Origin of the sequence: Sphingomonas panni (assembly GCF_022664435.1) — a bacterium.
In the GTDB taxonomy this organism is placed as follows: domain Bacteria; phylum Pseudomonadota; class Alphaproteobacteria; order Sphingomonadales; family Sphingomonadaceae; genus Sphingomonas; species Sphingomonas panni.
In genome coordinates this window covers 165,794-177,833 of record NZ_JAKREU010000005.1, presented here as the reverse complement: position 1 = coordinate 177,833, position 12,040 = coordinate 165,794, and the positions used below count along the sequence as shown (strand labels likewise).

Sequence of the window (12,040 nt, the reverse complement as noted above, 5' to 3'; positions counted from 1 at the left end):
GGGTCGTATCCCCGCGAACCCCGGTCGTCGCGGTCGGCGACCTAATGGTCGTTGCGGATCCTTATTCGGAACGGCAGCTGGCGTGGAACTGCCGGACCAAGGATCGGAGTGCGGTCGCGCTTCGCATCCTCGATGGCGCTGGTCGTTCTGCTTGCGAAGGTTGCTCGCACATGTTCCAGGACCGTGTCGGCAGATCGACGTCACCCATCGGTTACCTCGTCCTATGACGTGAATCGATATCGAGTGGAAGGACGGTGATGCGCTCGTGGAGGTTGGAGGGGTCGGGCCGCGGCAGCCCATTCCCCACTCGGTGCGGTTTCAGCCCGCCGTCGTCGGCGGAGGCGTGCGTACTCGGTGTTACCGTGCTCCGGACGACGAACGTCCGAGGATCGGCATAGAGATGTGCGATACGATCAAGAGCGGCCCTCCACTCGTTCGGTTCACAAATAAATGATCCAATAAATATTGTATTTTGTATGGCCGTTCCCACATTGGCATGGTCCGAAGAGGCCGTCGATCGCATGGCGTGGACGTCGGGTCAGGAGGTCGACAGTGGGAACCGAGGCTACCGTATCGACAGCTCTCGCTGCCAATGCGACCGGGCTTTGCACACTTCCGGAGCTTCGTCGGGAGGTTCTGATCGTTCAGAACCGTCGGACGGCCGGTTCGAAACTGGTTCGAGTTCGGTGCGAACATCGGGGTGCGAAGGCTGCGGCGGGGAGTCGTTCGTCGCGAGAACGAGATGCCGCCGAAGTTCCTGAGCACGAAGGCGCGCTCGGGAAGCTCTCAGCTGTGGGACGATCGGCGGTCCTGATCGAAGCGGTGGGCCTCGCGCTCGAAGCGCGATGGCCGATGGCGTTCGGTTGCGTAGCGTCGGACGCCTCCAACGCGACGCTGAGGATCGAACCACCGCTCCTGCGTTCGAGCGGACGCGAAGAGCTGTCGCTGGCGGACGATCGCCGCGGCCTGCGGGACGCGAACCGTCGAGACGACGACGGGAGGAAACGCGATGCGGCCATCTGAGCGCAGAGGCCCCGCGTTCCTGCTCGAGTTCAGGGAGGGCGACGGCATGGCGGAAGTCGCGATCGTGAAGGTGCTGCGTACCGCCGACGGACCGGACGGATACCGGGACGTCTGGTCGCACGGGTTCGCGAACCGGGAGGCCGGGCAGGCGTTGTTCGAGCTGCTGCGCGCAAGGACGACGCGTTTCGAGGCGTGGGGGCGGATGGCCGAACTGCTAGGGCCGCGCTTCCTCGATGGCGTCATCGACACCGAACTCGGATCGCCCGTCCTGGCGGACGCCATGGCGTCGCCGCCTTCGAGCGTGTCGTCGGGCGCTGTGGACACTTCGCGCGGTGCGTACGGCGGTCCCATCGTGCGTCTGGCGCTGGACGGAGAGGTTCCCAGGGTGATCGGTACGTTCGAGGGACGGACCTTCCTGTTGCTCGGTGCGAGGACGGAGTCGGGCGTCCGGAGGATCTGGGACTGGGTCCGCTGGCAGGAGGATGCCTACCGCGGCTGGGTCGACCTCGAACGGGACCGGGGAGCCTTGGCGCTCGTCCGGATCATTCTGGATTCGATGATCGAACAGGAGCGATCGTTCATCGAGGCCGGTCCGGTCAGTGATCCCGAACGGCCTCTGCGCGATTGGCGTCCTCCGCGTGCGGAGGGCGAGGCATGACGCCGCGGCGGGAGCGTTCGAACGATCATGGCGTATGCGACCACGATGGACCACGCGACGACGAAGACCCGGTAACGGATGACGGCACGCGGACGGCTCGGGCCGCGACGGCGCCGAGCGTCCGCCTCCCTTCCGGGGCCGGACCGCGTGGCGGGGCGGGCACGGACGCCTGCCGCACCAAGGGTCGGTACGCGGGATTGCAGGCACGGCGCGACCCGCCCATACCGGCCGGCCCCTCGAACGTCCGGACCTCCATGCCAGAAGCCGCGCCGCCGACGACCGATGCGACCGTTCGCAACGCCACGGTCGGTCTCAAGGCCTATCTCGACGACATCGGCGCCGTGGTCAGTCGGATGCCCCCGGTATGGGTGCGGTGCGAGCTTCACGCATTGAGAGTCGGTGGAAGGTTCACGCGGATGGAGTTCATCGAGCTCGATTCCGAGGGCAGGCAGGTCGCCAAGGTCCAAGGAGGCTGCTGGCCCGCGACGTGGCGGTGGATCGAGCACGAGTTCCACGGCGCCGGGCTCGCGCTGGAGGCCGGGTCCCAGGTGCTGGTGAAGCTGCAGGCCCGCCTCAATCCGACGTTCGGCTTCCAGGTCGTCGTCGAGGACGTCGACCTGACGTTCGCGCTCGGCGATCTGAACGCCCGGATGCAGGCGATCCGCACGAGGCTGACGGAGGCCGGCATCTGGGATCGGAACCGATCGCTTCCGCGGCCGGACGACTTCGTCCGCGTCGCAGTCATCGCTCCCGCGGGGGCGGCCGGCCTCGGCGACTTCCGTTCGACCGCCGACCGCCTCGACGCGGCCGGCCTCGTCGAGTTCGTCTATCACGAGGTGCCCTTCCAGACCCGCGAGGCTCCGGCCCGGATAGTGGAGGCGCTTCGTCTCGTGTACCGATCCTCCGCCGACGAAGGTACGCGCCCATCCGCGGTCGCGATCATCAGAGGCGGCGGCGCCTCCGCCGACCTCGCGTGGCTGGTGGACGACAAGCTGGTGGAGGCGGTCTGTCGAATGAACGTGCCGGTGATCACCGGGATCGGACACGAGCAGGATAGGAACCTGCTGGACGAGGTGGCGTGCATCGCGTGCGACACGCCGTCCAAGGTCGTCGAGCTCGTCCGGTCCGTCGTCGTGCGGGCGGCGTCGGAAGCGGGAAGGGCGATAGAGACGATCCGTTCGGACGCGCTGCGGACCGTCGAGCGTCGGGAGGCGGACGTTGGCGTGCTGAACGCGGCGGCCGGCCGCGACGCGACCGAAGGCGTCCGGCTCGCGGAGGCGGCCGCGCGTCGGACGGCCGGAGAGATCGAACCCCGGTCGCGCACCATGCTCGACGCTTCGCGCTCGACCGTCGCGGCCGCGCTGCTGGCGGTCGAACGGAACGCATGGCAGGTCGTCAGGACGGCGGAATCGACCGTCCGGACGACCGCCACCGCACTCGAACCCGATGCGAGGGCGCGCCTCGACGAGGTGAGGGACGCGATCGTCGCGTCGGCGGACGAGACGCGGGCGGGGCCGAGGCGCAGCACTGAACTGGCGGCGCAGGGGGTTCGCAACGTCCGACGATCCGTGGCGTCCGCCGTGGAGGGCTGCGTCCGTTCGTTCGACGTCGGGATCGGTCGGGCGACGAGCGAGATCCGGGCGCGTTCGGAATCGGTGCCGCAGGCGGCGTCCGACGCCGTCGAAGAGCTGCTGCGTCGGTTGGGGAACGACGTGGGAACGAGCGTCCGTCTGCTGGACCAGGACGTGACGGCATGCCGTCGTCGGATGGTGGAGGATGCCGGACGCGCCCTGGACGAATGCGCTTCGGCTATCGGTGGAATCCGGGTGCGCGCCGATGCGCTGCATCCCGGGAACGTGCTGGCCGCCGGCTACGCGATACTGCGCGACGAGAACGGCGGGCCGCTGACGTCCGCCTCGGTCGTCGGTGGACGGCGGATCGTCATGGCCGAGATGCGCGACGGCACGACGCGCCTGCGGAGCGACGAGGATCACGAAGGAGACAGAATCGAATGAACGACGTCGTCACGATCAAGGGGCCGGACGAGCCGGTGCCCACCAGGTTCGCGGACTCGTACGCGGAACTGCAGGCCATCGCCGCGAAGCTCAAGCCGGAGCCCGGCCGCATTCCCGACGTCGACGCGATCGAGCCGCTCGTGCGGCGGGCGAACGTGCTCGCCGCGCACTGTCAGGAACGCATCGATGCGGTGCGCAGGCTCATCGGCGAACAGCAGGAGGGCTGAGGTCGGGCGGAACGTCGCTCGCCACGTGTCGGACCGAGTACGACCTCGCGGCAGGTGCCGCATCGCGGTGGAAGGGCTTTGCTGAAGGCCGTCGCCTCATCCGCGAGTCTGATCCCTCCGTGGTGCGCGCAAGGGTGACGTACGTGTCGTCCCGGGGTGACGCGTGCGTCACCCTTAACAGAACAACGGATCAGACATGCTCGGACGACGTCTAGGGAGCATGCGCCCGGAAGCCCGAATGGCGATCGACGAAGGCGGAGCGACCGGGTGGACCGAACCTTCGATGCGGGACGTCCTCCTCTGCCGTCGAGGACGTTCCGGACGTCCGAGCGACCGGGTGGAGAGCCTGCGATGCGAGGGGCCGGCCCGGACGCGGGCGCGAAACTGCGAGACGGCCGGAACGGGACTTGACCAGCGCCGTGCGATTGGGGAACAGAAGGGGAACAGCCGAGTCCCGTCTTCATGATTGCCGTTCCCGAACCAACCCCGTCAGACGTCGAGCGCCTTCGGAAGGCGCTGGTCCCCTCGACCGACTTCCGGGTGATGCCGTTCGGTGTCGAGTCCATCGACGGCCGGCTCGGGGCGAAGGGACTTCGGGCGGGGGCGCTCCACGAGGCCAGCGCGCTCCGCCCGTCGCTGGCGGACGATGCCGCCACGACGCTCTTCCTGGCCGGCATCGCCGCAGCGGAGGTCGGACGACGCGGCGGCATCGTGCTGTGGGTCAGCTGTCGAATTGACCTGTACGCTCCGGCACTGGCGCAGGCGGGTCTGCGATCGGCCGACGTGATCCATGCGCAGCCGCGCGACGAGGCGCTTCTCCTGGCGGTCGTCGAGGACGCGATTCGCGACGGCACGCCCTCCCTGGTGGTCGCGGAGGCCGGTCGCGCGTCGATGGTGGCCACGCGCCGCCTGCAGCTCGCGGCGGCCGACGCTGACGTCCCGGTGCTGCTGCTGCGAAGACCGCGTGGTCTGGATCAGGACCCGCTCGCCGAACCGTCGGCGGCATGGACGCGCTGGCGGATAGGCGCGGTGCCGTCCCTACCGCTGGACGTTCCGGGTGTAGGTCGACCGCGCTGGTCGATCGAATGCGCGAGGCAGCGCGGCGGGGATCCGTTCTCGCTCATCGTGGAGGGTAGCGATGCGACGGGTCGTCTCGCTGTTCCTGCCGGATCTGGCCGTCGAGCGGCTGAGACGGCTGGAACGGTCCGCTCCGCGGCCGCCTGAACCGGCGGTCCTCGTGCTGCCGGTCGACGAGGACCCGGGCCCGTGCTCGGTTCCTCGTGGCGGTGGCTGGCGCCCCGGCGCCAGGTGGGCCCGCCGGGAAGCGCCGTCGCGCTCCCGCGCCGACGTGGACGCCGACGTCGCGAGACTTCCGACGCACGCCAGACCACCGATGCGGGAACTCGGGCGGCGTTCCGAAGCGGCGCCGCATCCGTACAGGACGACGCCATCGACGATGCCGACGAGCGGACAGCGCGACGCGTCGCCGGGAGAGACGCCCCTCGCGCTGTTCGGACGCGTCGGGCACCGCGAGGAGGTGATCGCGGCCTGCCGCGCCGCCCGGTCGCTCGGCATCGAGGTCGGGATGGCGGCGACGCACGCCCGCGCACTGGTGTCCGATCTCGATCTGCGTCCGGCCGACCCGGTGGGCGACGCCGTTCTCCTGAAACGCCTGGCGCTTCTGGCGGTCCGCCGCTGGTCTCCGATCGTGATGGCGACGCCCCACGACGGTCTGTGGATCGATCTGACCGGCTGCGCGCACCTGCACGGCGGCGAGCAGCGGTTCTGCCGCCGGCTGATCGCGTTCTGCGAGCGGGCGGGTCTCACCGCAAGGGTAGCCATCGCCGACACGCCCGGTGCGGCGTTCGCCCTGGCGCGGTACGGCACCTCGGATCTCGTCCGTGCCGAGCCGGGGATGACCGCCCACGCGATCGCGCCGCTGCCGATCGAGGCGCTGCGGCTGGCACCGTCCGCCGTCGCCGCCGCTCGACGGTTCGGCTTCGATCGGATCGCGGACCTGCTGCCGGTGGCGCGCGGGCCGTTGGCGCGGCGATTGGGCCTGCCGGCCATGGTCCGTCTCGATCAGGCCCTCGGCGCCGTCGCCGAACCGCTGGTTCCGCACCGGGACGTGGAAACGCCATCGGTGGAGCGCCGACTGCTGGAGCCGATCCTCACCGCCAAGGCGATAGGGCAGGCGATGGAGGATCTGCTTCACGACATGGCCGACGTCCTGCGCGCGCGGGGCCTGGGCGCGCGGTCGCTGCGCCTGACGTGTCTCGTGGTGGACGGGAGCGAGCAGGTCGTCGGCATCGGAACGTCCCGACCGACTCGCGAGGTCGCCCATCTGCTCAGGCTGCTGAAGCTGCGGATCGAGAGGATCGATCCGGGCATGGGCATCGAGCGGTTCGTCATGACCGCACCGCACGCCGAGCCGCTCGATCCCGTCGATCTCGGCGCGGTCCTGGCCGGCGATCACGGGTCGAGCGATCCGTCACGTCTGATCGACGTCCTAGCCGGCCGGATCGGTCCACGGTCGATCTTCCGGCTGGCTCCGGCGGAGAACCACGTTCCCGAGCGCGCCGTCGTCCGATCGGATCCGAACGGCCCATCGGGCGATTGGCCGGTCTGGCCTCGACCGATACGGTTGTTCGCGCGGCCCGAGCCGCTGTCCAAGGTGATCGCGCTGATGCCGGATCATCCGCCGCGCCGCTTCGAATGGCGCGGGAGGACCTACGACGTCGTGGCCGGCGACGGTCCGGAGCGGGTGCACGGCGAATGGTGGCGGCGCGACGCCGAGGTGTGGGCGGTACGTGACTACTACCGAATCGAGGACCGGGAGGGCGGACGCTACTGGGTGTTCCGCCGCGGCGACGGCGTCGAGGAAGCGACCGGCGACCTGTCTTGGTGGATGCACGGGGTCTTCGGATGACCCGGTACGTCGAACTGCAGGTGCTGACGCACTTCTCGCTTCTGCGCGGCGCGTCGTCGCCCGAGGAGCTGTTCTCGGCGGCGGCGCTGCTCGGCTACCCCGCGATCGGCGTCGCGGACATCGGCACGGTCGCCGGCGTCGTGCGCGCGTGGGAGGCGCAGAAGGCGACCGGCGTGCGCTCGATCGCGGGCACGCGCGTCGATCTTTCCTGTGGGCGACGGCTGCTGCTCTATCCGACCGATCGTCCTGCCTGGTCGCGGATCACGCGGCTGCTGACGGTCGGCAAGAAGCGGGCGGGGAAGGGCGGTTGCCTCCTGCACTGGCACGATCTCGAGCCGTGGTCGGAGGGCGTCGTCGCGATCCTGCTGCCGCACGAGGCCGACGACGAGAACCTGACCGCGCTTCGTGATCTGAAGGCGGTCTACGGGCGTCGGGGACACATGGCGCTGTTCCAGAGGCGCAGGCCGGGCGACGCGGTGCGCATCGATGCGCTGGCGCGGCAGGCGGGCGGGGCGGGTGTGCGCGCGGTCGTGACCGGGGACGTCCTCTACCACGCGCCGGAGGCGCGACTGCTGCAGGACGTCGTGACGGCGGTCCGCGAGAGGTGCACCGTCGACGAGCTCGGCTACCGCCGCGAGGTCAACGCCGACCGGGCGCTGAAGTCGCCGGACGAGATGGTGCGCCGGTTCCGGGCCTATCCAGATGCGCTTCGGGCGAGCGTCGACATCGCCGCGCTGTGCACCTTCGATCTCGGCGAGCTGTCGTACCAGTACCCGCACGAACGCGTAATCGAGGGGCTGACCGCGCAGCAGGCGCTGGAACGGCTGGCTACCGACGCCGTGGAGCGGATGTTCGGCGGCGAGGTGCCGCAGGCGTACCGCGACCAGATCGGGCACGAACTGCGCCTGATCGGCGAGCTCGGGTACGCGCCGTACTTCCTGACCGTGCATTCGATCGTTCGAGAGGCGCGGCGGCGCGGCATCCTCTGTCAGGGGCGCGGCTCGGCGGCCAACTCCTGCGTCTGCTTCGTGCTCGGCGTGACCTCCATCGATCCGATCAGGCACGAGCTGCTGTTCGAGCGCTTCGTGTCGGGCGAACGACGCGAGCCGCCGGACATCGACGTCGACTTCGAGCACGAGCGCCGCGAGGAGATCATCCAGTGGATCTACGAGACGTATGGCCGCGACCGTTCGGCATTGACGACCGTCGTGACGCGCTACCGGGCGCGGGGCGCGGTGCGGGACGTCGGCAAGGCACTGGGACTGCCGGAGGATCTCACGTCGTCGCTCGCGGGACTGGTCTGGGGCTGGTCGGCCGAGGGCGTCGGCGAGAAGCAGGTCGACGAGCTCAATCTCGACATCGGCGATCGTCGGCTGCGGCTGACGCTCGACCTCGCGCGCAGGCTGATCGGCGTGCCGCGTCACATGAGCCAGCACCCTGGCGGATTCGTCCTCACCCATGACCGGCTGGACGACCTCGTGCCCATCGAGCCTGCCGCTATGGACGACCGGCAGATCATCGAATGGGACAAGGACGACATCGACGCCCTGAAGTTCATGAAGGTCGACGTTCTGGGGCTCGGCATGCTCGGCTGCATGAACCGCGCCTTCGACCTGCTCGAGAAGGACAAGGGCGTCCGCCTCGAGATGAAGGATCTCCAGGACGACGATCCGGCGGTCTACGCGATGATCCGGAAGGCCGATACTCTCGGGACCTTCCAGATCGAAAGCCGCGCGCAGATGAGCATGCTGCCGCGCATGAGGCCGCGTCGCTTCTACGACCTCGTCATCCAGGTCGCGATCGTGCGGCCCGGACCGGTCCATCCCTACCTCCGTCGACGCGAGGGATTGGAGAAGCCGGAATACCCCCGACCGGAGCTGCGCGCCGTGCTCGAGAAGACGCTGGGGGTCCCGCTGTTCCAGGAGCAGGCGATGAAGGTCGCGATCGTCGGCGCCGGCTTCACGCCGGCCGAGGCCGACCAGCTGCGCCGCGCGATGGCGACCTTCAAGTTCACCGGCGGCGTCAGTCACTTCAGCGACAAGCTGGTCGAGGGGATGGTGCAGCGCGGCTATCCTCGCGAGTTCGCCGAACGGACGTTCCGACAGCTGGAAGGCTTCGGTTCGTACGGCTTCCCGGAAAGTCATGCCGCCTCGTTCGCCAAGATCGCCTACGCATCGGCCTGGATGAAGCACCATCATCCGGACATCTTCTGCGCCGCGCTGATGAACGCGCAGCCGATGGGGTTCTATGCTCCCGCCCAGATCGTGCGCGACGCACGGGAGCACGGCGTCGAGGTTCGTCCGCCGTGCGTCAACGCGAGCCGCTGGGATTCGACGCTGGAGCCGACCGGGGGGCGGTATCTGGCGGTCCGCCTCGGGCTGCGCGTCATCCGCGGGCTGTCCAACGCCGATGGCGCCAGGATCGCCGCGGCCCGGGGCACCGTGAAGTTCGAGGGCATTGAGGACCTGTGGCGGCGGTCGGGCGTCCCGCGCGCTTCGATCGAGAAGCTCGCCGATGGGGACGCCTTCCACGGCTTCGGTGCCGATCGCCGGCAGGGGCTCTGGAAGGTCCGCGGACTGGGCGAAGCGCCGCTGCCGCTGTTCGCCGCCGCCGACCGGGCCGCCGGGGCGTCCGGTCGGGAGGGGGGCGAGCCGGAGGTCGCGCTGCGTCCGCTGACGGACGGACGCGAGGTCATCGAGGACTACCGCAATCTCCAGCTGTCGCTGCGCGCGCATCCGCTGACCTTCGTCCGCGACGATCTAGCACGGCGCGGCGTCGCGCGGTGCGCGGATCTCGCGAACGTCCGCGACGGGCGGCACGTCGAGGTCGCCGGCATCGTCCTGGTCCGCCAGAAGCCGGGCAGCGCCAAGGGCGTCCTGTTCATCACGATCGAGGACGAGACGGGGATCGCCAACGGCATATTGTGGCCGGACCGCTTCGAGGCGCAGCGCCGCACGATCATGTCGGCCTCCATGGTCGGACTGAAGGGCAGGGTGCAGAAGGAGGGCGAGGTGATCCACGTCATCTGCGATCGCATCGTCGATCATGGCGACCTGCTGCACCGCGTCGGCGACATGCAGTTCCCGCACCGGACCGGGCGGGGCGATGCCGCGCGGCATCCCGGTTCGCCGGATCGCGGCGACGAGGGATGGAGCCCCGAACCGCGCGACTGCTACTGGCCTCCGCACGCCGATGGCATGGATCCGGAAGCGGTCGTGCGCTTCAGATCGCACGATTTCCGTTGACCCGTGTCGAACCTGCCCAGACATCAGCGCGTCGTGATCGCCCTGTCGGTGCACATCCTCCGGTCGGGCGTGGCGCGATGTTCGGAAGCGAAGGTCGACGGGCCTGAGATCAGGTTGGCGCTGCGGTGCCTCCTGCCGCATTGCCCCGAGCGGTGGCCGCTGGAACTGTACTGGGACGCGGCGGCCCAGACGAACGACATCGGACGGGCCCAGGGCGTCACGGCCGCTTTCAACGGCATCGTCCGTCAGCTGCGGAGGGCGGGAAGATACGAGGACGTATTCGATGCCTAAGTAGTTCGGGTCCTCTCAACTCCTCATGCTCGTCTGAGCGCCACGCGTGGAACGGGTCGGTCGTGGTCGGGCATCGTTGTGCGCCTTGCAATCCGTCCTTGTGACGCATGTCGCCGGCGATGCCGCCATTCCTTCCGCCGCCGGTGTGGCACGCGTCGCGGTGTCGATCGTCGATGTCATCGCGAACCAGATCGCATCTGGGAAGTTTGTGGTGCCAGACGGTGATGAGGTCAGACCGGCGGATCCTCTACCGCCCTGCCGGACGTCCGTTGGATGCCTCGCCGTCCGGCGTCGTCCACTGCAATGGCGGGCAGGACGCATCCTTCCGCATCGGCCCGAACGACGTGCGAATCGTCGACGGATCGGCGGCCGCTTCGAGCACGAGCGACGGATCTCGATGCTAGTGGACGAGAGCGAGGGCTCCGTTCACCGCGCCGAGAGTAATATGAGGCACAGGGCCGAGGAGGCCAGCAGCGTCATTCCCGCGAAGCCGATGACGTGGGGCGCGATGCGGCCGGGCCGCGCGGCGCGCAGGAGCAGCGTGACGGAGGTCGCCGTGCATGCGACGCCGGCGGCCGCGAGTAGCGCGGCCAGCAGGATGAGACCCGTGCCCCGATCCACGATGGGGTCGGAGTATGTAGGATGCGCACTCGGCTCGGCCGTTCCGATCGATGCGCGCGTCGACGCTGCCGGACGACCTCCCGACGCCTCGTCGTTCCTGGACGTTTCAACGGTTCTCTTATGCGAAGTGGCTGACAACGGCCGGTCCTTTCGTATTTCGTTCTACCTTCGGATCCCCCTTCCCTCCTTGCCCCCAGGCATGCTCGCCGCGGACGGGCGTAGGTGTTCCTCGCCCGGAAACCCCATCGTGCGTCGTCACCCTTCGCCGGCGATCGCTCTTCCGCGGTGCATGTCGTCGGCGGCGGATCTGGATCGGTGTGCTGAGGGCGTATGCGTCCGAACCTCCAAAGCGATCGCTCGACCGGTCGTGGACCGAACAGACGGGCTCGTGGAACGCATGGCAGGTGATGACGAACCTCAGAGCGCCGGCAACCCGATGCGCCCTCGGGCATTCAGCAAACGGTTCATAAGGGAGAGCGTTTTCATGAACGAAGCGGACATCGATCGTCTCGCGCGATGCGTGGAGCTTGCAGGGCAGGCGGTGGAGGCGGGGGACCAGCCGTTCGGATCGATGATCGTCTCGTCTTCCGGGGAGGTCCTGTTCGAGGATCGCAACCGGGAGGGCGGTGGTGACCCGACCAGCCACCCCGAGCTCGCGGTCGTGCGCTGGGCCATCGCGAACCTATCGCCATCGCAACGTCGTTCGGCGACCGTCTACACGTCGGGCGAACATTGCGCGATGTGCTCGGCCGCCCACGGTCTCGCCGGACTTGGGCGCATCGTCTACGCGACTTCCACGTCACAGCTGGACGAGTGGTTGTCGGAACTGGGGAGGCCGACTCTACCCATCGCTTCGCTGCGGATAACCGACGTGCTCCCGGATGCGGACGTTTCGGGTCCCGAAGCCCGGTTCGCGGACGTCGTGCGCGAGCTGCACGCTCGCGCTAGTACGTAGGAACGCGGAACCTCGACGGATCGTCCGGCGGGCAAGCGATTCGACGTCGCCCGGCTGAGCGAACGGCGGTCGATGG

At 69.0% G+C, this 12,040-nt stretch carries 10 protein-coding genes; 9 read left to right on the top strand and 1 reads right to left on the bottom strand.

Annotated features, from left to right (window positions below; genetic code table 11):
• Positions 1–792 precede the first annotated feature (792 nt).
• From MF609_RS11560 to MF609_RS11525, 8 genes are all read left to right on the top strand, one after another.
• On the top strand, positions 793–1,023 hold the full coding sequence (locus MF609_RS11560; RefSeq protein ID WP_242416463.1) for a hypothetical protein: 231 nt from the start codon (positions 793–795) through the stop codon (positions 1,021–1,023).
• A 46-nt stretch (positions 1,024–1,069) separates the two neighbouring features.
• Positions 1,070–1,681: a hypothetical protein gene (locus MF609_RS11555; RefSeq protein ID WP_242416462.1), complete on the top strand. Its 612-nt coding sequence runs from the start codon at positions 1,070–1,072 to the stop codon at positions 1,679–1,681.
• Positions 1,682–1,935: 254 nt separating this feature from the next.
• The gene (locus tag MF609_RS11550; protein WP_242416461.1) at positions 1,936–3,696 is read left to right on the top strand and encodes an exodeoxyribonuclease VII large subunit; all 1,761 of its coding nucleotides are present in this window, start codon (positions 1,936–1,938) and stop codon (positions 3,694–3,696) included.
• The gene (locus MF609_RS11545; protein ID WP_242416460.1) at positions 3,693–3,923 is read left to right on the top strand and encodes a hypothetical protein; all 231 of its coding nucleotides are present in this window, start codon (positions 3,693–3,695) and stop codon (positions 3,921–3,923) included. Before MF609_RS11550 ends, MF609_RS11545 begins: the two co-directional genes overlap by 4 nt.
• A 543-nt stretch (positions 3,924–4,466) precedes the next feature.
• Complete coding sequence (locus MF609_RS11540) at positions 4,467–5,147, top strand: ImuA family protein (RefSeq protein ID WP_242416598.1); 681 nt, start codon at positions 4,467–4,469, stop codon at positions 5,145–5,147.
• A complete protein-coding gene (locus tag MF609_RS11535; protein WP_242416459.1) occupies positions 5,062–6,852 on the top strand; it encodes a DNA polymerase Y family protein in 1,791 nt (596 codons plus the stop codon). The genes MF609_RS11540 and MF609_RS11535 overlap by 86 nt, the downstream gene beginning before the upstream one ends.
• Positions 6,849–10,097, top strand: a complete 3,249-nt coding sequence (locus MF609_RS11530) for an error-prone DNA polymerase (RefSeq protein WP_242416458.1) — start codon at positions 6,849–6,851, stop codon at positions 10,095–10,097. Before MF609_RS11535 ends, MF609_RS11530 begins: the two co-directional genes overlap by 4 nt.
• Positions 10,098–10,100: 3 nt before the next feature.
• Positions 10,101–10,388, top strand: coding sequence for a hypothetical protein (locus tag MF609_RS11525; RefSeq protein WP_242416457.1), 288 nt, complete (start codon positions 10,101–10,103; stop codon positions 10,386–10,388).
• Between the two features lie 426 nt (positions 10,389–10,814).
• Here the strand turns inward: MF609_RS11525 and MF609_RS11520 are convergent, their stop codons facing one another.
• Positions 10,815–11,147, bottom strand: coding sequence for a hypothetical protein (locus MF609_RS11520; RefSeq protein WP_242416456.1), 333 nt, complete (start codon positions 11,145–11,147; stop codon positions 10,815–10,817).
• Positions 11,148–11,406: 259 nt separating this feature from the next.
• Between MF609_RS11520 and MF609_RS11515 the strand changes: the two genes are divergently transcribed.
• Positions 11,407–11,964, top strand: coding sequence for a nucleoside deaminase (locus MF609_RS11515; RefSeq protein WP_242416597.1), 558 nt, complete (start codon positions 11,407–11,409; stop codon positions 11,962–11,964).
• Positions 11,965–12,040: the final 76 nt, after the last annotated feature.

What these genes read in the sequence shown, in the direction of transcription:
- MF609_RS11555 (WP_242416462.1), top strand. Translation starts at nt 1,070, where the DNA reads ATGGCGGAAGTCGCGATCGTGAAGGTGCTGCGTACCGCCGACGGACCG.
- MF609_RS11515 (WP_242416597.1), top strand. Translation starts at nt 11,407, where the DNA reads ATGGCAGGTGATGACGAACCTCAGAGCGCCGGCAACCCGATGCGCCCT.
- MF609_RS11530 (WP_242416458.1), top strand. Translation starts at nt 6,849, where the DNA reads ATGACCCGGTACGTCGAACTGCAGGTGCTGACGCACTTCTCGCTTCTG.
- MF609_RS11545 (WP_242416460.1), top strand. Translation starts at nt 3,693, where the DNA reads ATGAACGACGTCGTCACGATCAAGGGGCCGGACGAGCCGGTGCCCACC.
- MF609_RS11540 (WP_242416598.1), top strand. Translation starts at nt 4,467, where the DNA reads ATGCCGTTCGGTGTCGAGTCCATCGACGGCCGGCTCGGGGCGAAGGGA.
- MF609_RS11535 (WP_242416459.1), top strand. Translation starts at nt 5,062, where the DNA reads ATGCGACGGGTCGTCTCGCTGTTCCTGCCGGATCTGGCCGTCGAGCGG.
- MF609_RS11550 (WP_242416461.1), top strand. Translation starts at nt 1,936, where the DNA reads ATGCCAGAAGCCGCGCCGCCGACGACCGATGCGACCGTTCGCAACGCC.